The organism is Mesorhizobium sp. M0664 (assembly GCF_040320565.1).
Lineage (GTDB): Bacteria > Pseudomonadota > Alphaproteobacteria > Rhizobiales > Rhizobiaceae > Mesorhizobium.
In genome coordinates, this window is sequence record NZ_JAMYPW010000001.1 from 429211 (window position 1) to 447619 (window position 18409).

Annotated in this window: 17 protein-coding genes; 13 read left to right on the forward strand and 4 right to left on the reverse strand. The window is 62.0% G+C overall.

The annotated features are described in order from the left end of the window. Positions 1-15 precede the first annotated feature (15 nt). From NKI39_RS01905 to NKI39_RS01925, 5 genes are all read left to right on the forward strand, one after another. Positions 16-1185 (forward strand): acyl-CoA dehydrogenase family protein, encoded by a 1170-nt coding sequence (locus tag NKI39_RS01905; RefSeq protein ID WP_352830484.1) that lies wholly within the window; start codon positions 16-18, stop codon positions 1183-1185. Positions 1186-1217: 32 nt separating this feature from the next. Continuing rightward, positions 1218-2426 carry an acetyl-CoA C-acetyltransferase gene (locus tag NKI39_RS01910; RefSeq protein WP_352541294.1) on the forward strand — a complete coding sequence of 403 codons (1209 nt, stop codon included), beginning with the start codon at positions 1218-1220 and terminating at the stop codon, positions 2424-2426. Between the two features lie 12 nt (positions 2427-2438). Continuing rightward, positions 2439-4658, forward strand: coding sequence for a 3-hydroxyacyl-CoA dehydrogenase NAD-binding domain-containing protein (locus tag NKI39_RS01915; RefSeq protein WP_352501746.1), 2220 nt, complete (start codon positions 2439-2441; stop codon positions 4656-4658). Positions 4659-4740: 82 nt separating this feature from the next. Next, the gene (locus NKI39_RS01920) at positions 4741-5385 is read left to right on the forward strand and encodes a S24 family peptidase (RefSeq protein ID WP_352501699.1); all 645 of its coding nucleotides are present in this window, start codon (positions 4741-4743) and stop codon (positions 5383-5385) included. An 11-nt stretch (positions 5386-5396) separates the two neighbouring features. Further along, positions 5397-6236, forward strand: a complete 840-nt coding sequence (locus tag NKI39_RS01925; protein ID WP_352501700.1) for a thermonuclease family protein — start codon at positions 5397-5399, stop codon at positions 6234-6236. Here the strand turns inward: NKI39_RS01925 and NKI39_RS01930 are convergent. Beyond that, positions 6199-7854 (reverse strand): lysine--tRNA ligase, encoded by a 1656-nt coding sequence (locus NKI39_RS01930; RefSeq protein ID WP_352501701.1) that lies wholly within the window; start codon positions 7852-7854, stop codon positions 6199-6201. The two genes, NKI39_RS01925 and NKI39_RS01930, sit on opposite strands and share 38 nt — an antisense overlap. A 238-nt stretch (positions 7855-8092) precedes the next feature. Between NKI39_RS01930 and NKI39_RS01935 the strand changes: the two genes are divergently transcribed. Next, positions 8093-8503 (forward strand): tellurite resistance TerB family protein, encoded by a 411-nt coding sequence (locus NKI39_RS01935; RefSeq protein WP_023677339.1) that lies wholly within the window; start codon positions 8093-8095, stop codon positions 8501-8503. Positions 8504-8517: 14 nt separating this feature from the next. Here NKI39_RS01935 and NKI39_RS01940 read toward each other — a convergent pair whose 3' ends face one another. Beyond that, entirely contained in the window at positions 8518-9369 is an 852-nt protein-coding gene (locus NKI39_RS01940; protein ID WP_352501702.1) for an ABC transporter substrate-binding protein, read from the reverse strand. A 271-nt stretch (positions 9370-9640) separates the two neighbouring features. On the opposite strand from NKI39_RS01940, the gene NKI39_RS01945 reads away from it, so the two are divergent. From NKI39_RS01945 to NKI39_RS01955, 3 genes are all read left to right on the forward strand, one after another. Next, positions 9641-10372 carry a helix-turn-helix transcriptional regulator gene (locus tag NKI39_RS01945; RefSeq protein ID WP_023677341.1) on the forward strand — a complete coding sequence of 244 codons (732 nt, stop codon included), beginning with the start codon at positions 9641-9643 and terminating at the stop codon, positions 10370-10372. Between the two features lie 97 nt (positions 10373-10469). Next, the gene (locus NKI39_RS01950) at positions 10470-11108 is read left to right on the forward strand and encodes an acyl-homoserine-lactone synthase (protein WP_023677342.1); all 639 of its coding nucleotides are present in this window, start codon (positions 10470-10472) and stop codon (positions 11106-11108) included. Between the two features lie 15 nt (positions 11109-11123). Then, the gene (locus NKI39_RS01955; protein WP_023677343.1) at positions 11124-11873 is read left to right on the forward strand and encodes an enoyl-CoA hydratase-related protein; all 750 of its coding nucleotides are present in this window, start codon (positions 11124-11126) and stop codon (positions 11871-11873) included. 24 nt (positions 11874-11897) lie between these two features. On the opposite strand, the gene ppk2 is transcribed toward NKI39_RS01955, so the two are convergent. Beyond that, a complete protein-coding gene (ppk2, locus tag NKI39_RS01960; RefSeq protein WP_352501703.1) occupies positions 11898-12800 on the reverse strand; it encodes a polyphosphate kinase 2 in 903 nt (300 codons plus the stop codon). 197 nt (positions 12801-12997) lie between these two features. Here ppk2 and NKI39_RS01965 point away from each other — a divergent pair, with 197 nt between their 5' ends. From NKI39_RS01965 to NKI39_RS01975, 3 genes are all read left to right on the forward strand, one after another. Continuing rightward, complete coding sequence (locus tag NKI39_RS01965; protein ID WP_352501704.1) at positions 12998-14260, forward strand: ATP-binding protein; 1263 nt, start codon at positions 12998-13000, stop codon at positions 14258-14260. Positions 14261-14377: 117 nt separating this feature from the next. After that, positions 14378-15103 carry a phosphate signaling complex protein PhoU gene (gene phoU / locus NKI39_RS01970; protein WP_023677346.1) on the forward strand — a complete coding sequence of 242 codons (726 nt, stop codon included), beginning with the start codon at positions 14378-14380 and terminating at the stop codon, positions 15101-15103. 116 nt (positions 15104-15219) lie between these two features. Next, a complete protein-coding gene (locus NKI39_RS01975; protein WP_023677347.1) occupies positions 15220-16227 on the forward strand; it encodes a magnesium and cobalt transport protein CorA in 1008 nt (335 codons plus the stop codon). Between the two features lie 90 nt (positions 16228-16317). Here the strand turns inward: NKI39_RS01975 and NKI39_RS01980 are convergent, their stop codons facing one another. Beyond that, positions 16318-16842: a GcrA family cell cycle regulator gene (locus NKI39_RS01980; RefSeq protein WP_023677348.1), complete on the reverse strand. Its 525-nt coding sequence runs from the start codon at positions 16840-16842 to the stop codon at positions 16318-16320. A gap of 355 nt (positions 16843-17197) precedes the next feature. Here NKI39_RS01980 and NKI39_RS01985 point away from each other — a divergent pair, with 355 nt between their 5' ends. Then, positions 17198-18397 (forward strand): aspartate aminotransferase family protein, encoded by a 1200-nt coding sequence (locus tag NKI39_RS01985; protein ID WP_352470110.1) that lies wholly within the window; start codon positions 17198-17200, stop codon positions 18395-18397. Positions 18398-18409: the final 12 nt, after the last annotated feature.

Below are 18409 nucleotides of genomic sequence, written 5' to 3' on the forward strand. Positions count from 1 at the left end.
CGCGAGGGAGAAACCATGACCCACCCCGCCGAAATCCTTGGCCTTCCCAAGCCCGCCTGGGCGGCGGACGAGGTCGGCATGCTTTACGACATGGCGCACCGCTTCATGTCGGAAGAGATCGCGCCGCGTTACGACGAGTTCGAGAAGAACGAAATGGTCGACCGCGAGAGCTGGCTGAAGGCGGGTGCTGCCGGCCTGCTGTGCGCCTCGATGCCGGAGGAATATGGCGGATCGGGCGGCACCTTCGCGCATGAGAGCGCCATTATCGAGGCGATCGGCCATGTCGGCGTCGACGGGTTCGGCATTGGCCTGCACAATTCGATCGTTGCCCCCTATATCCTCCACTACGGCTCGGAGGAGCAGAAGAAGAAGTGGCTGCCGAGGCTGGCGAGCGGCGAGCTGATCGGCGCCATCGCCATGACCGAGCCCGGTGCGGGCTCCGACCTTCAGGGCGTCAAGACGCGCGCCGAAAAGGACGGCAACCAGTACAAGCTCAACGGCTCGAAGACCTTTATCACCAACGGCCAGCTCGCCAATTTCATCATCGTCGTTGCCAAGACCGATCCTGAGAAGGGCGCCAAGGGCATCTCGCTGATCGTCGTCGAGACCGACGAGCTGGAGGGTTTCGAGCGCGGCCGCAACCTCGACAAGATCGGCCTCAAGGCCAACGACACGTCGGAACTGTTCTTCAACGACGTACGTGTGCCGACCTCGAACCTGCTCGGCAACCACGAAGGCCAGGGCTTCGTCCAGTTGATGCAACAATTGCCGCAGGAGCGGCTGCAGATCGGCACCACTGCTATTGCCATGGTCGAGCGGGCGCTGGCGCTTACCATCGACTACGTCAAGGAGCGCAAGGCCTTCGGCAAGGCCATCATCGAATTCCAGAACACCCAGTTCAAGCTTGCCGAATTGAAGACCGAGGCGACCATCGGCCGCGTCTTCTATAATGACTGCGTTGCCCGCCACGTTAACGGCGGCCTCGACCCGGTGACCGCTTCGATGGCCAAATACTGGCTGTCAGACCTGCAAGGAAAAGTCGTCGACGAATGCCTTCAATTGCATGGCGGCTATGGCTACATGAATGAATATCCGATTGCGCGCATGTTTCGCGACGCCCGCGTCCAGCGCATCTACGGCGGCACCAACGAGATCATGAAATTGCTGATCGGGCGCTCGCTCTGAGCGACTTTTCGGCAAACCCAAGGAGCAGGAAAATGGCCGAAGCTTATGTCTATGATGCCGTGCGCACGCCGCGCGGCAGGGGCAAGAAGGATGGCTCGCTGCACGAAGTGCCGGCGGTGCGGCTCGGCGCCAAGGTGCTCGAGGCCATCCGCGACCGCAACGGGCTGGACACCGGCACCGTCGACGACATCATCTTCGGTTGTGTCGATCCGGTTGGCGAGGCGGGTGCGGTCATTCCACGTGCCGCCGCTTTCGAGGCCGGCTACGACACCAAGGCGCCTGGCATGCAGATATCGCGTTTCTGCGCCTCGGGCCTCGACGCCATCAATTTCGGCGCCGCCAAGATCGCGCAGGGCGCCGACGAGGTCGTCATCGCCGGTGGCGTCGAATCGATGTCGCGCGTCGGCATGGGCGCCTCCGGCGGCGCCTGGTTCATGGACCCATCGGTCGGCCTACCCGGCTGGTTCGTGCCGCAAGGAATCTCGGCCGACCTGATCGCCACCAAATACGGCTTTTCGCGCGACGACGTCGATGCCTACGCAGTCGAAAGCCAGAAGCGTGCCGCCAAGGCGTGGGGCGAGGGCCGCTTCAAGAATTCGGTGATCTCGGTCAAGGACCAGAACGGCCTGACCATCCTCGACCATGATGAACATATGCGGCCCTCGACCGACATGCAGTCGCTTGCCGCGCTCAACCCGTCCTTCGTCATGCCCGGCGAAATGGGCGGCTTCGACGCCGTCGCCGTGCAGAAGCATCCCGAGGTGGAACAGGTCAACCACGTCCACCATGCCGGCAATTCCTCCGGCATCGTCGATGGCGCGGCGGCCGTGCTGCTCGGCTCGAAAAAGGCGGGAAAGACGCTCGGCCTCAAGCCGCGCGCACGCATCCGTGCGTTCGCCAACATCGGCTCCGAACCGGTGCTGATGCTGACCGGCCCCGTCGACGTCACCGAGAAGCTGTTGAAGCGGGCGAAGATGAAGCTGTCGGACATCGACCTGTTCGAGCTCAACGAGGCCTTCGCTTCGGTGGTGCTGCGCTACATGCAGGCTTTCGACATTCCGCATGACCGGATCAACGTCAATGGTGGGGCCATCGCCATGGGCCATCCGCTCGGCGCCACCGGTGCGATGATTTTCGGTACGGTGCTGGATGAATTGGAACGCCGCGACCTCAACACCGCGCTGGTGACGCTTTGCATCGGCGCCGGCATGGGCACTGCAACGATCATCGAACGCGTCTGACGGAGAGAGATGATGAGCTACACCAATTTCACCCTCGACATCGACGCCGACGGTATTGCGCTGGTCACCTGGGACATGCCGGACCGTTCGATGAACGTCTTCACCGAGGAGGTGATGCTCGAACTGAATACCATCGTCGACAAAGTGGCGAGCGATGCAGCGATAAAGGGCGCGGTGATCACCTCCGGCAAGGATACGTTCTCGGGCGGCGCCGACATCACCATGCTGCAGAAGATGCTGGCGACCTTCGCCGCCGACAAGGCGAAGGACCCGGAGAAGGCGACCAAGGCGCTGTTCGACAATGCGGGCACCATGAACGGCCTGTTCCGCAAGCTGGAAACGTCGGGAAAGCCATGGGTTTCGGCGATCAACGGCACATGCATGGGTGGCGCGTTCGAATTGTCGCTCGCCTGCCATGGCCGTGTCGCGGCCGATTCAGACAAAGTGAGGATGGCGCTTCCCGAAGTGAAGATCGGCATTTTTCCGGGCGCCGGCGGCACCCAGCGCGTGCCACGGCTGACCGACCAGCAGCAGGCGCTGCAAATGCTGACGTCCGGCCAGACGCTGTCGCCTCAGAAGGCCAAGTCGATGGGCCTGATCCATGAGCTTGCCGAGCCGGACAAGCTGGTCGAAACCGCCAAGGCGATGATCAGGAACGGCTTGAAGCCGGTGGCGCCATGGGATGAAAAGGGCTTCAAGCTGCCCGGCGCCCCGATCTATTCGGTGGCCGGTGCCAATCTGTGGCCCCCGGCCATCGCCATTCTGCGCCGAGAGACCTATGGCAATTATCCCGCCGCTGCCGCCATCCTGAAATGCGTTTACGAGGGCTTGTTGGTGCCGTTCGACACCGCCCTGCGGATCGAGCAACGCTATTTCACCGAGATTATGCAGACCAGGGAAGCGGCAGCGATGATCCGTTCGCTGTTCGTGTCGCTCCAGGAACTGAACAAGGGCGCGCGCCGCCCGGCCGGTGTGCCGGAAACGAAGTTCAAGAAGATCGGCGTACTCGGCGCCGGCTTCATGGGCGCTGGCATTGCCTATGTGACGGCCAAGGCCGGCATTCCGGTGGTGCTGCTCGACCGTGACATGGAGTCCGCCGCCAAGGGCAAGGCGCATTCCGAGACCCTTATCTCGGATCAGGTGAAAAAGGGCCGTGCCAAGCCGCAGGACAAGGATCGGTTGCTGTCGCTGATCACGCCGACGGCCGATTACGCGGATCTTGCCGGCTGCGATCTTGTGGTCGAGGCGGTGTTCGAGGACTCGGCCGTCAAGAAGGATGCCACCGAACAGGCCGAGGCTGTGCTCAAGCAGTCGGCGATCTTCGCCTCGAATACGTCGACCATACCGATCACATCGCTGGCCAGGAATTCGGCGCGGCCAAAGAATTTCATCGGCATCCACTTCTTCTCGCCGGTCGACAAGATGATGCTGGTCGAGATCATCCTCGGCAAGAAGACCGGCGACAAGGCGCTGGCCACCGCGATCGACTTCGTCCGCGCCATCAAGAAGACGCCGATCGTTGTCAACGATACGCGCGGTTTTTACGTCAATCGCTGCGTACTGCGCTACATGTCGGAAGCCTACAAGATGCTGATCGAAGGTGTTCCGGCGCCGATGATCGAGAATGCGGCGAAAGCCGCCGGCATGCCGGTCGGTCCTCTGGCATTGACCGACGAGACCGCGATCGACCTTGCCCAGAAGATCATGAAGCAGACCGTGCGCGATCTCGGCGACAAGGCGGTCGATCCGAAGCAGATGGCGCTGATCAACACGATGGTCGACACGCATGGTCGCTTGGGCCGCAAGAACAGCAAGGGCTTCTATGACTATCCGGCAAAACCGGCCAAGAAGAAGCTGTGGCCAGGTCTCAGGGATCTCTACCCGCAGCTGGCGCCGGAGCAGGTTGATTATGAGGAACTGAAGCAGCGGCTGCTGGTCACCATCGCGCTTGAGGCGGTACGGGTGATGGAAGAGGGCATCGTTACCGACCCACGCGAGGCCGATGTCGGCTCGATCCTGGCCTTCGGCTTCGCGCCCTATACAGGCGGTGCACTGTCCTACATCGACGGCATCGGCGCTAAGAAATTCGTCAAAATCGCCAAGCGCCTGCAGAAGAAATACGGCACCGAGTTCAAGGCGCCGAAGCTGCTGCTTGATATGGCCGAGAAGGGCGAGACCTTTTACGAGCGCTTCGATCCCTATACCAAGGACGAGGCCAAGGAGGCAGCCTGACGCCGTCTTCGGCGGTGGACAAGATGGCGGCCAAGGGGTAGAACAGGGAAGGTATTTTTTCCTGTTTCGAAGGAAGAGCAAGGTGCTCTCGCACGACCGCGTTTGGGCCGCCATCGACGCTCTCGCCGAGCGTTATTCGCTTTCGGCCTCCGGACTGGCCAGGCGCGCAGGCCTCGACTCGACCGCCTTCAACAAATCGAAGCGGCTGTCCTCAGATGGACGGCCGCGCTGGCCGTCGACCGAATCGCTGGCCAAGATCATTGAGGCGACCGGCGCCTCGCTGGACGAATTTGCGGGGCTGGTCGAGGGTCGGGGTAATTCCGGCGCACTATCCGTGCAGAGATCGTCGGTGCCGCTGCTCGGCTTCGCCCAGGCGGGCGCCGGTGGCTTCTTCGACGACGCCGGGTTTCCAGCGGGGCAGGGATGGGACCTGATCGAGCTTCCGGCACGGGCAACCGAGACCTCCTATGCCTTGAAGGTCCAGGGCGATTCCATGCTGCCGCTCTATCGCAATGGCGATGTCCTGATCGTCGAGCCGGGGGCTACCATACGAAAGGGTGATCGCGTCGTCGTCAAGACCAATGCCGGCGAGGTGATGGCCAAGGTGCTCGACCGCCAGACACCGAGGTCGATCGCGCTGGTCTCCCTCAATCCCGATCACCCGGACCGCGACATCCCCATGCGCGATGTCGAATGGGTGGCGCGGATTGTCTGGGCAAGCCAGTAGGCGCGGGGCCGGTGCGTCTGACTCACCTTGCCTTGGCTGTTCTGGCGATCCCGGCGATGGCCACGGCAATTGTCGCCGGCGGCCGCGCCGTCCAGAGCGAAAGCGGCGGCCCCTGGGAGCAAATCCAGGTCGGCGCTGAACCGCAGCCCGCCGCGCCGGCTACGTCGGCCATCCCGAAACCAGTGCCAGCCAAGCAGGCGGCGCATTCGAGGGCAATCGATCCAGACATCGTGGTGCCGCCGCAGCTCGGTTCCAACGAGCTTGAACGGATAGAGCCGCGCGCCCCGTTGAGCGATCTGGCATTGGCCGGACCGCCCAAGCCGCCAAAAACGAAAATGCCCGACGACTGGAAAGGCACGAAACTATTCCAGCCCGTCGCGTCGGCCGCCGGGGTCATCGAAGCAAAGGGCTATTCGATTGCGGTTTCCGGTATCGACATCGTCAAGCAGGAGGAGACTTGCACCGACGGCGGCGAGTCGTGGAATTGCGGCATTCGGGCGCGAACGGCCTTCCGCGCCTTTCTCCGCAGTCGTACGGTGGTCTGCGCCGTGCCGCCCGAAGGCGGTCGTGATCTGATCGCCGCCGAGTGCCGGATCGGCAATCAGGATATCGGCCAATGGCTGGTCGAAAATGGCTGGGCGCGCGCCGCCAAGGGCGGCCCTTACGCAGAAGCCGGCGAGAAGGCGCGTGCAGCAAAAAAAGGCGTCTTCGGGCCGGCGCCGAGCGTTTCAGGCCTGCCGCCGCTCCCGGCTGCTGCGTCGCGATCCGCGCCTGTAGCGCCTAGCTCGATCCTGGAGGAGCAAGACGGCGTCCTCATGCCGCCAGCTGACCAGCCAGCGCCCGCTGAATGAGCTCGCGCGTTTCGGCGATGCCGTAGAGCGCAGCGAAGGAGCCGAAGCGCGGTCCGCGTTCCTGACCTATCAGCACCTGATAGATCATCTGGAAGAAGGCGACGGAGACACCGGGTCCGCCCTCCGGGCTCTGCTTGGAATGGTCCTGGTAGCGCTCGATCTTGCGCGCAACATTGAGGGCAGCGTTCTGGATTGCCTCGCTGTCGGCATCAGCCGGCAGCGCGGCGAGCGCTACCGAAAGCTTGGTCAGCGCCTCGCGCTCGACCGCGTCGGCAGCACGGTACACTTTCGCCGGCTTCACGAAATCGTCGAAATAGCGGATGGCATATTCGGCCAGCCGGTCGAGCTCGGGATGGGTTGTCGGCGTCACACCCGGCGCGTGGCGCGAAATGAAACCCCACAGCACGTCCCTGTTCTGCGCATTCGAGGCGCTGACCAGGTTGAGCAGCAGCGAGAACGGAACCGGCAGGTCGACTGCCGGGGGATTGCCGTCATGCATGTGCCAGACCGGATTGCCCAGCCGCTCCTTCCAGTCCTGCCTCTGATAGGCAGAGAGGAACGTGTAATATTCGTCTACCGCCTTCGGGATGACGTCGAAATAGAGCTTCTTCGCGGTTCGCGGGCGCTGGAACATGTAAAGGCTAAGGCTCTCGGTCGGCGCGTAAGTCAGCCACTCGTCGATGGTCAGCCCATTGCCCTTCGACTTCGAGATCTTCTGGCCGTTCTCATCGAGGAACAGCTCGTAATTGAAGCCCTCCGGTGCCGGAGCATCGAGCGCGCGGCAAATCTGCCTGGCGAGCTTGACGGAATCGATCAGATCCTTGCCGGACATCTCGTAATCGACGCCGAGTGCTGCCCACCGCATCGCCCAATCTGGCTTCCATTGCAGCTTGGCATGACCGCCGGTCACCGGCGTCTCGAAGCGCTCGCCGGTGTCCGGGTCGCGCCACACGATGGTGCCGGCGTCGAGCTTGCGCTCGTCGATCGCGACTTGCATGACGATGCCGGTCTTGGGATGGATCGGCAGGAAGGGCGAATAGCTCAGCGCCCGCTCCTCGCGCAGCGACGGCAGCATAATTGCCATCACCTTATCGAAGCGCTCGAGCATCTTGAGCAGCGTCGCGTCGAAGCGGCCGGAAGTATAATAGTCGGTCGAGGAAGCGAATTCGTAATCGAAGCCGAAACGGTCGAGGAAAGTGCGCAGCCGTGCGTTATTGGCGGCGCCGAAGGACGGATACTCATTGGAGAACGGGTCCGGTATCCTGGTCAGCGGCTTGCCGAGATACGCGCGCAGCATGTCCTTGTTAGGCACATTGTCCGGCACCTTGCGCAATCCGTCCATGTCGTCGGAGAAGCACAGCAGCCGCGTCTTGACCTTGTCTTCAGTCAGTACGCGGAAGGCGTGGCGCACCATAGATGTGCGCGCCACCTCGCCGAACGTGCCGATGTGCGGCAGGCCGGACGGGCCGTAGCCGGTCTCGAACAGCACCGTTTCCGGGTAGCCGCTGCTCGCGTAGCGGGCGGCGATCTTTTTCGCTTCCTCGAATGGCCACGCCTTGCTTTCGGCGGCGGCGGCGAGGACTTCCGGGCTGAGATCGATCGGCTGTTGTTCGGCCATGATGCTATTCCTGCAACTTTGCCAGCATCCATGCCGGCAGCCGCATGCTCTAGACCATGATCCCGAAAAGTGGAACCCGGTTTTCGGGCAGGACCGTGATCAGGCAAGAAGCCCCCGTCCCGATAGTCAGGATGGATCAACTTCCAAGGCGTGATCGGAGCGCCAACGATCGCGGCTGTTTTTCCTTGCGGCGCCGGTCCCTCGTTCCTAACTTCGGGACCATCTCAAGGAGTTGTAAATGCCATTGTCGCCACACGAAGCCATGATCTACCTGATGGTCATCACCTCGGCGTCAGACCGCGACATGACCGACGTCGAACTGGCGCGGATCGGCGACGTCGTTCGATCCTGGCCGGTGTTTGAGGATTTCAACCAGGAGCGGCTGGTCGAGGTCGCCCAGGCCTGCCAGAAAATGCTGCATGAAAAGGATGGGCTGGAGGGCGTCCTGGCGCGCGTCGCCGAGGCGCTGCCCGAACGCCTGCGTGACACCGCCTATGCCGCCGCCTTCGAGGTCGCAGCTGTCGATCTCGAAATGCGCCTGGAGGAGGTACGCGTTCTGCAGCTCGTCCGCCGGGAACTCGACCTCGATGCGCTGACGGTCGCCGCCATTGCGCGAGCCGCCAAGGCCCGCCTTCGCACACTGACCTGAGCCGGCGGCCAAGCTCAGAAAAAACTGACGGGAAAATAGCGCAGATAGAACTCGGCGAACGTGCCTTTCACCGAGATTTCCTGCAGCGCGTAGTCGAAAGCGGCGGCCAGTGCCGGATCGTCGGCCCTGGTGGCGATTGCCATGCCTGAGCCGAGATATTCGGGCGCCAGATAGGGGCCGCCGGCAAAGCGGCAGCAGCCCGCTGCATCCGAACCGCCGAGCCAGAAGGCGAAACGCATGCCGTCGCCGAAGGCGGCGTCGATCTTGCCGGCTTTCAGCTCGCCATAAAGCTCCTCCGGCTTTGCGAACGGGACGATTTGGACGTCGCCGAAATAATCGCGCAGCACCCGCTCGTGCGCGGAGCCGGCGATCACGCCGACACGCTTGCTGCGCAGCTTGTCGAACATTGGTTCGGTCAGCGCCTGTGTCTTCAGCATGATGAAGCGGGCCGGAAATTGCAGGTAGGAGCGTGAAAATGCGTATTTCGACCGCGACTCCGGCGTCGCGGCGATGCCGGCAATGATCGCTTCGCCCTCGCCTTTCCCGAGCGCACCTTCGAGCTCGGCCCAGGGCAGCGCCTGGATCTGGCATTTTTCGGCAACGCCGAGCTCGGCGCAGATGGCGCGCGCCAGGTCGACATGGAAGCCCGACAGCCGGCCTGCCCCATCGAGGAAATTGAACGGCGGGAAATCCGTGGTGGTCAGGAATCGCAGCCGCGGCAGCATCGAAAGGTCCGGCTTTGGCAGCCGCTCCTTGGCGTCCCAGAACACGGGCACCTGCGGCTCCGCGGCGAGCGCAGCAGCCGCAAGCGATTGCGCTCCGATCAATATCGAGATCAATGAAATGGATATGCGCCGAAACGCCACGCGACGACTCCGTTCGGTCTTGCCCCGGCTTTCGTACGAAATAACACAGGTTTTTGTACGAAAAAAACACAGGTGCGACGGTTTTTGGTTTCATCATTGCAATTTAGGGATATTGTTTAGTGAGTTTGCAAGTGACTGCGTGATGCCGGCTGAAGAGGAGCAGTAGGACGCACGGGGGAGGCAGCTTTGCAGTCCGGGGTTGATGGCGTGGTGCGGGTTGATCACTGCCATTGGCCTCAAGAGCGGAAGGCAACATGGGGTAGATGTTGCGATGGGTCATTTCGATCGTACGCTGGAGTTGATAGATCAGTTGCAGCACGCCGGCACAGCCGCCGCCGTCTGCGAAAAGCTGTTGGGGGTAACAAGCGGGTTCGGGCTGACGGCGCTGATGGCCGGGACGGTTCCGCAACCTGGCACGCCGAGAAACCAGCAAAAGGACCATGTGCTGCTCTGCGACTGGCCGGCTGAATGGCTTGAGCGCTACGTCGCGCGCAACTACGTCGATCACGACCCCGTCGTCAGCCACATGAAGCAGCTTCAAGCGCCATTCCAGTGGCGGGAAGCATCTCAGGGCATCCGCATCGGCAAGAGCGGCGGCGAGGTGATGGGCGATGCCGGGGAATTCAAGCTGCGCGACGGGTTGGCCTTCCCGCTAATCACGCTCGATGGCCAGATCGTCATGGTGTCGCTAGGCGGCGAGGCTGTCGAATTGTCGAGCGCCGAGTTCGGGTTGGTGTCGCTGGTCTCGACTTATGCGATTGGCCGCGCAATGCAGCTCCACACCATGGCGGGCAAAACCATCGATCATGTCGAATTAACGCCGCGTGAGCGCGAATGCCTGCAATGGGCTGCTGTTGGCAAGTCCGAATGGGAGATTTCACAAATTCTCGGCATTTCGGAACACACGTCAGAGAAACACCTTCTTAACGCCAAAAGCAAACTCGGTGCCGTCAACCGGGTCCAGGCCGTCGCGGAAGCGATAAGGCGCGGCTATATTAACTAGGTCGGCCGCGCCGGCCTAGAAATTCTTGCTTGCGTGATCGCGTAATTTTTTTGGGAAAGCACGGCCGTATCTTCCTATTGAAACTAGGAGACGGCAAATGCTTTTTTCCCTCACAACCCAGGAATTGATGGAACGGCCCGACCTCTGGGAGGCAGTTCATCGTTTGCGTTACAGAGTTTTCGTCGAAGAGATGGGATGGACCGATCTGCAGCGCCCTGATGGCCTCGAGATCGATCAATTCGACCACGACGAGGCAGTGCACCAGATCGTCATCCGCAATGGCGAGCTCGCCGGTTATCAGCGGATGTTACCGACAACCCGGGCCCATCTTCTAACCGATGTGCTGGCGGACCTTTATGAGGGAACCCCACCGTCGGGCCCGAATGTCTATGAACTGACCCGCTATGCGGTTGCGCCGGGATTCCGCGACGGTCGGCGCGGCGTGTCGACGGTCGGCACCGAGCTGATCGCCGGCTTCGTCGAGTGGGGTCTGAAGCGCAACGTCAACCAGGTGATCATCGAATTCGAGCCGATGTGGGTGCTTCGCGCGCTGCAGCTGCATTTCCTGGCAACGCCGCTCGGTTACCAGCGTACCTATGGCAACCAGCAGGTGGTTGCCACACTGCTCACCTTCAACGAGCACACGCTCGACGTGGTGCGTTCGCGCCGCAACCACTTTGCGCCGGTGCTGGCCAGAGGGTACCCGGACATGCTCGGACAGAGACGCGCCTCGTGAGATTGGAGAGAGGCCATGAACGTTCACTCAAAAGCAGAATTCCGCAATCACACGCTGATCGTCACGGTATCGTCGGGTGACGGCCGCCCGGTGCTGGACAGGCGGGCCTATGAAAGCCTGGCCAGGACATTCCACGAAGCCGCTGTCGACGACGACGTCCGCGTAGTGGTCCTGCGCGGCTTGGCCGGGTGCTTCTGCCTCGGTGCCGATTTCTCCGAATTTCTTGACGCCACCAAACATCGGCGACTGATCGCCGCCGTCACCGATATGTTCCGCACGCTGGCGACGTTTCCGAAACCGGTCCTTGCCTGTGTCGACGGCGACGCCGTCGGCGTCGGTTGCACCATCCTGTTCCACTGCGACATGGTGATCGCCTCGAGCAAGAGCACGTTTCGGGTGCCGTTCGTCGATTTCGGCCTGGTGCCGGACGCGGCGACCAGCATTCTGGCGCCGCAGAAGCTCGGCTATGCCGGGGCGTTCCGCTTCTTCTGCCTGGGCGACACGCTCGCCGCCGAAGATGCCAGGGCACTGGGCCTTGTCGGCGAGATCGTGACGGACGGCAGCGTCGAGGAAGCCACGTTAGCAAGAGCCAGGCAACTCGCCAAGAAGCCTGTCGCGGCGCTGCTACAGACGCGCGACCTGCTTAGGGGCGACACCGGCGCGCTCTGCGACCGCATCGATCAGGAGATCTCGCTTTTCCAGCAGGCGCTGCAGGACGACACCACGCTGAAGCGACTGCAGCGGATTGCCCGGCTGGCGGCATGAGAGCCGCGTATCGATGAGGTGAGCTTATTTTTCGAGGAAAGTCGGCCCTTCGCCGATGATCTTCTTGTCCTCCTTGCCGATGACGTCGAGGTCGCGGCCGTCATAGGGAAGCGAAAGGAGAATGCGCTGCATGACGGCCAGCCGCGCGCGCCGTTTGTCGTTCGCCCGCACAATGATCCAGGGCGCGAACTCCTTGTGCGTGCGCTCGACCATCAGGTCGCGCGCTTTGGTGTATTCGTCCCATTTGCTGATGCCGGCGATGTCGATTGGCGAAAACTTCCAGCTCTTCAGCGGGCTCCAGCGGCGGTCGTGGAATCGCTCGAGCTGCGTTTCCCGGCCGATGTTCAGCCAGAATTTGAAGAAATGTATGCCCTCGTTGCGAATCATCCGCTCGAAATGCGGAACCTCGTCCAGAAATTGCTCGTGCTGCTCGGGCGTGCAGAATCCCATCACCGGTTCAACGCCGGCGCGGTTATACCAGGAGCGGTCGAAGGTGACGAATTCGCCCGACGTCGGGAAGTGGTCGACGTAGCGCTGGAAGTACCATTGTCCAAGCTCGGTGGGCGTTGGCTTGGTCAGCGCCACGTTGCGCGCCGTGCGAGGGTTCAGATACTGGCGCAAAACGAAGATCGTGCCGCCCTTGCCGGCAGCGTCGCGCCCCTCGAACAGCGACATTACCCGCTTGCCCGTCGACTGCAGCCACGCCTGCGCCTTGACCAGCTCGATCTGCAGCTTCTCTAGCCTCTCGTCATACTCCTCGCTCTTCATCTTCTTGTCGTAAGGGTAACCGCCGGCAGTGAGCTTGCGGTCCTCGACCCAGTCGGGAAGCGCGGGGGCCTCGATGTCGAACGCCCTCTCCTTGCCGTCGATCATGATCTTCAGCGGCCCCGATGAGGGTGCGGCGGGGCTTTCGTTGGCGTTTTTCATCGAGGCGAACCTTTCCAGCTTCCGGACTCGTGCTATTGGGAGCCTTACTGCATCGGCCCGAAAATCGGAATCGATTTTCGGAAAGAACGATGCAGCAGATAAAGAGGTAGAGCGTCCTTTGTGCGCCCAATTGGACGCACTGCGCTCTAGCGCCGGTCCAGCAAGAAGTTCTTGAAGTGGCCGCAGACGGAGCGCAAATGGCCGACATCGGCACAGAGCGGAGAGGCAGGGCGCAAACCGTCGCCATGCGGCTGTGGAACAGCCGCTGGCTGCTGGCGGCCGGTCTCGTTGCGGTTCTGATGGTCTATGGTTTTGCCGGCATGTCTGGCTATGTGGTGCTGCTGGCTGGCGCCGTGCTGGTTGCCGCTGCGATGCTGCCGGCCGGCATCGCCCGCCAATCGACCGAAAATGCCGCGGCCATCGAGTCGGGCGTGCAACAACTTTCCGGCGAATATCTCGCGGCGGCGGTTGCCGATCCGCTGATCATTTTCGATCGCTCCGCCGCCATCGTCCACGCCAACGCCGCTGCCTTTGCCGCCTTCGGTGGGATTGCCCCCGGCATGTCGCTGTCGCTGAAATTCCGCGCGCCGGAAATGCAGGCCTTGCTGGATAGCATCTTGGCGGGCAACGTCGCTTCGGACAGCGTCGACTACATAGAAAAGCTGCCGGTCGAACGAGCCTATCGGGTGAGCGCGTCTTCAGTCGGCCATGCCACGGATCTCTACGTGCTGGTGTTCAAGGACCAGAGTGAGGCGCGCCGGATCGACAGAATGCGTGCCGACTTCATTGCCAATGCCAGCCACGAGCTGCGCACGCCTCTCGCCTCGATCGCCGGCTTCATCGAGACGCTGCGCGGGCCGGCCCGCAACGACCCCGCGGCGCGCGAGCAGTTCCTGCAGATCATGCAGAACCAGACCAGCCGCATGGCGCGCCTCATCGACGACCTTCTGTCGCTGTCGCGCCTGGAGATGAAGCCCTATCTCAAGCCGGGAACCGAGGTCGACGTGCGCCAGGCCATCGACAGCGTCATCGATTCGCTTGGGCCGCTCGCAAAGGAAAACGGCGTCGTCATCGAGCGTGATTTCGCGGAAGGGCCGCTCGACGTGGCCGGCGATCGGGACGAGCTTTTCCAGGTCTTCGAAAATCTGCTGGAAAACGCCTGCAAATATGGTCAGTCGGGCGGACGTGTCGTGGTGTCGATCATACGCAGCGACAGCGATCCCGAACCGGGCATCGACGTCACCATCAGGGATTTCGGCCCCGGCATCCCCGAAGAGCACATCCCGCGCATCACCGAGCGTTTCTACCGCGTCGACGTCGAGAACAGCCGAACCCAGAAGGGCACCGGCCTTGGCCTGTCCATCGTCAAGCATATCCTGACCCGCCACAACGCCAGACTCTCCATCAGGTCGGAGATCGGCAAGGGTGCGGCGTTCACGGTCCATTTGCCGGCTCGCTAACGTAGTACTATCTCTAGCACATAATGGGCCGTTTCTTTTTTCTGTCATCCGGCTAGCGTATCAGCGGGGATTCGAGGGAACGACTCAACCACGAGATCCCGGGAAGGCATTTCGTCCATGCAGTCCGTGCATATCGTCAGCGCCTATGACGAGGAGCTGAAATATCTGTCGAAGCGCATCGCTGCGATGGGCGGGCATGCCGAGCGCATGGTCGAGCAGGCGGTCGCGGCGCTGGTCAATGCGGATCCGGGGCTTGCCCAGAAAGTCATTCGGGACGACCTAGTTCTGGATGAGGGACAGCGCGAGATCGACGACAAGGCGATCATCATCATCGCCAAACGCCAGCCGATGGCGACGGATCTGCGCGAGATCGTCGGCGCGATCCGCATCTCGGCTGACCTCGAACGGGTAGGCGACCTCGGCAAGAACGTCGCCAAGCGGGTGGTTGCCGTCGCAGACGGGCGCCAGCCGAACAGCCTGTTCCGCGGCCTCGAGGCTTTGGCCAATCTGGCACTGACCCAGCTCAAGGAAGTACTCGACGTCTATGCGTCGCGGTCGGTGGAGAAAATCGGTTTCGTGCGCGACCGCGACGACCAGATCGACGCCATGTACACCTCTCTGTTTCGCGAATTGCTGACCTACATGATGGAAGACCCACGCAACATCACGCCCTGCACACATCTCCTGTTTTGCGCCAAGAACATCGAGCGCATCGGCGACCACGCCACCAACATCGCCGAGACGATCTACTATATCGTCACCGGCGACCAGATGCCGGCCGATCGTCCGAAGGGCGATAAGACGGACAAGATTATTCTTCCCGCAACCCAACCAGCGAAGTGAGTTCTCTCAGCACTGATGCGAATTTCGGATTCGCCACCCGACAGAAAATTGCGCTAAGCTTTCGACGCGCCGACTTCTCAGTTCCGCGATGAAGGCCACGCCTTCAGGAGGCTGCGATGGAATATGTCCGCGAGTTTGCTCCTGCGCCGCCGATGTCGGGTATAATCGCTTGCGGCGTCTATACGGCTGGGCGGCGCATCGCCGACATTCCGATCGAGGAAGCCGGCGAATGGGCCGGGAAGCCGGGCCACGTGGTCTGGATCGGACTGCTGGAGCCCGACCGCAATTTGTTGCTGCGCGTCCAGGCGCAATTCCATCTGCATGAGCTGGCGATCGAGGACGCCGAGCATCCGCACCAGCGACCGAAGATCGAGCAATATGGTGATGCCCTGTTCATCGTTGCCCGCACGGCGCAGCTGATCGACAGCCGCGTCACCTTCGGCGAGACGCATCTGTTCGTCGGCGCGGGCTACATCGTCAGCGTCAGGCATGGCCCGTCGACCTCCTACGCCGCCGTTCGCCAGCATTGGGAAAGCTGCCCGCATTCCCTTGCCAAGGGCGAGGATTTCGTCCTCTACGCCATTCTCGATTTCATCGTCGACAACTATATGCCGGTGCTTGAGCAGATCGAAAACGAGGTCGAGGCGATCGAGGACAAGGTTCTGCTGAAACCGATGACCGGCTCCGATATCGAACGGCTTTACATGCTGCGCCGCGATCTCTTGCGCCTGCGTAATGCGGCCCTGCCGCTGGTGGAGGTCTGCCGGCGGCTCACCAGCGCCGATCTGCCGCAAATCCACACAGCCATGCACCCGCTGTTTCGCGACGTCACCGACCACATCCGCACTGTCCAGGAAAAGATCGACAGCCTGCGTGAGGTTCTCGCCTTCGCCTTCGAGGCGAGCCTTCTGGTCGGTCAAAGCCAGGAGACGGCGATCTCCAAGAAGCTTGCCTCATGGGCCGCAATCTTGGCCGTGCCGACGGCATTCGCCGGCATTTACGGCATGAATTTCAGCGACATGCCGGAACTGAGGATGGAATATGGCTACCCGGCCGTCCTGGCGGCAATTGCCCTGATCTGCACGTTTCTTTACTGGCGGTTTCGCAAGAATGGGTGGCTATGAAGTGGGTGAATGATCAATAGTGAATAGGGCTAGGCAAGAGCCTTGCTTTCTTACTCCAAGCTCAGCCCGCCACCATTCACCATTCACCATTCACCTGCTCCGCCGCCGCTCCGATGCCGGCTGGAACGCCACGCGGGCGTGGTACTTGCAGTAGGGGCCGGTTTCGGCGGCGTCGTTGCCGCAGAAATGGAAGTCTTCCGAAAGCGGATCGCCGTTCGGCCATTTGCAAGTGCGCTCGTTGAGTTCGACAAGTTGCAGATGCCGCGAGATCGGCACGACGACGTTCTCGACCGGGCGGATATAGTGGCGCGCCACCGGTTCGGCATCGAACTGCGCCTTGAGCGCGGTCGCACCGATCGACATCGAGGTGGTGGCATGGCGCGTGGCGCTTGCTGCCCGGGACACCGATTTCTGGATCGTCGATCCCTGCACCGTCTTCTTCTGGCGTGCCGGTGAGGCGGTCGTGCGTCCGCGACCGGACAGTTTCAGCCGGTGCACTTTGCCGATGACCGCATTGCGGCTGACCCCGCCAAGCTGTGCGGCGATCTGGCTGGCGCTGAGGCCCTCCGACCACAATTTTCTGAGAAGTTCGACTCGCTCGTCAGTCCAGTTCATGAGACCGCGCTCCTGCTGAAACGTGCGGCAATCGGAATCCATTCCCGACCCGGCTTCTGCCGGGCAGACACCACATATATCGGGTGATTAGGTCCGCCGCACGAAATCTAGTTATTTCTCTGCTACAATTACCTTATGCGCTGACTCGGTGACAAGAGTCCCAAGGCCAACACGAATCGGTTTTTTCGGTTTTCCCCAACTTGCCCGGTCGCTTAGGAGCCGGCGTTATGCTGGGGGGCTTGCCGCGCGACCTTGCGCGACCTTTTCGTTGACTTCACGGCCGAAAAACACGATAAGCCACAAGGGCCGCCGCTTTGGCGGCTTTTTGATTTTTCCGGTTCCGGAGACGCATATAATGAGCGGTTCGGCGCTTTTCGAGACCTTTGTTCGCGCACCCCTGGCTTTCGACCACGGTGAAGGCACCTGGCTGGTCACCGACAAGGGCGAGCGATATCTCGATTTCGCCGGCGGCATCGCCGTGAATTCGTTGGGCTACAGCCATCCGCATCTGGTCGCGGCCCTCACCGAGCAGGCCGCCAAGCTCTGGCACGTCTCTAATCTGTACGAGATTCCGGGACAGAGCCGGCTCGGCGAGCGGCTGGCCGACGCAAGCTTTGCCGACAAGGTGTTCTTCACCAATTCCGGCGCAGAGGCGCTCGAATGCGCCATCAAGACGGCGCGGCGCTACCACTTCGTCAAGGGCCATCCCGAGCGCTACCGCACAATCACCTTCGAAGGCGCCTTCCACGGCCGCACCCTGGCGACCATCGCCGCCGGCGGCCAGTACAAGTATCTGGAAGGTTTCGGCCCCAAGGTCGACGGCTTCGACCAGGTCGGTTTCGACGATGTGGATGCCACCGAGAAGGCGATCACGCCTGAAACCGCGGCGATCCTGATCGAGCCGGTGCAAGGCGAGGGCGGCATCAGGCAAGTGCCGACGCAATCGCTGAAGCGGCTCAGGCAGCTCTGCGATCAGCACGGACTGCTCCTGATTTTCGACGAGGTCCAATGCGGCGTCGGCCGCACCGGAAAGCTGTTCGCGCATGAGTGGGCGGGTGTCACCCCCGACCTCATGGCGGTGGCCAAAGGCATCGGCGGCGGCTTCCCGATGGGTGCCTGCCTCGCCACCGACGAGGCAGCGGTCGGCATGACCGCCGGCGTGCACGGCACCACCTTCGGCGGCAATCCGCTGGCAATGGCGGTCGGCAACGCCGTGCTCGACGTGGTACTGGAAGACGGCTTTCTCGAAGACGTCCAGCGCAAGGCACTGCTGTTGAAGCAGGGGCTCGCTGGCGTCGCCGACGAATTTCCGGATGTTATCGAAAGCATCAGGGGCACCGGCCTGATGCTCGGGCTTAAATGCGCGATGCCCAACACCAAGGTCACGGTGGCACTGCGTGACCAGCATCTCTTGACGGTTCCGGCCGGCGACAACGTTATCCGCCTGCTGCCGCCTCTCACCGTCACCGACGCCGAGATCCACGAAGCGCTCGAGCGCATTCGTGCCGGCGCCAAGAGCCTGGCAGATGCCATCGTCGCTGCCGCTGCGAAGTAATCCTGGAATTCC

Excerpts from the sequence above, each read along its gene's own strand:
- NKI39_RS01910 (WP_352541294.1), top strand. The coding sequence starts at position 1,218 with ATGGCCGAAGCTTATGTCTATGATGCCGTGCGCACGCCGCGCGGCAGG.
- NKI39_RS01980 (WP_023677348.1), bottom strand. The coding sequence starts at position 16,842 with ATGAACTGGACTGACGAGCGAGTCGAACTTCTCAGAAAATTGTGGTCG.
- phoU (WP_023677346.1), top strand. The coding sequence starts at position 14,378 with ATGCAGTCCGTGCATATCGTCAGCGCCTATGACGAGGAGCTGAAATAT.
- NKI39_RS01935 (WP_023677339.1), top strand. The coding sequence starts at position 8,093 with ATGCCATTGTCGCCACACGAAGCCATGATCTACCTGATGGTCATCACC.
- NKI39_RS01985 (WP_352470110.1), top strand. The coding sequence starts at position 17,198 with ATGAGCGGTTCGGCGCTTTTCGAGACCTTTGTTCGCGCACCCCTGGCT.
- NKI39_RS01965 (WP_352501704.1), top strand. The coding sequence starts at position 12,998 with ATGGCCGACATCGGCACAGAGCGGAGAGGCAGGGCGCAAACCGTCGCC.
- NKI39_RS01930 (WP_352501701.1), bottom strand. The coding sequence starts at position 7,854 with ATGGCCGAACAACAGCCGATCGATCTCAGCCCGGAAGTCCTCGCCGCC.
- NKI39_RS01975 (WP_023677347.1), top strand. The coding sequence starts at position 15,220 with ATGGAATATGTCCGCGAGTTTGCTCCTGCGCCGCCGATGTCGGGTATA.
- NKI39_RS01945 (WP_023677341.1), top strand. The coding sequence starts at position 9,641 with ATGGGTCATTTCGATCGTACGCTGGAGTTGATAGATCAGTTGCAGCAC.
- NKI39_RS01905 (WP_352830484.1), top strand. The coding sequence starts at position 16 with ATGACCCACCCCGCCGAAATCCTTGGCCTTCCCAAGCCCGCCTGGGCG.
- NKI39_RS01915 (WP_352501746.1), top strand. The coding sequence starts at position 2,439 with ATGAGCTACACCAATTTCACCCTCGACATCGACGCCGACGGTATTGCG.
- NKI39_RS01955 (WP_023677343.1), top strand. The coding sequence starts at position 11,124 with ATGAACGTTCACTCAAAAGCAGAATTCCGCAATCACACGCTGATCGTC.
- ppk2 (WP_352501703.1), bottom strand. The coding sequence starts at position 12,800 with ATGAAAAACGCCAACGAAAGCCCCGCCGCACCCTCATCGGGGCCGCTG.
- NKI39_RS01950 (WP_023677342.1), top strand. The coding sequence starts at position 10,470 with ATGCTTTTTTCCCTCACAACCCAGGAATTGATGGAACGGCCCGACCTC.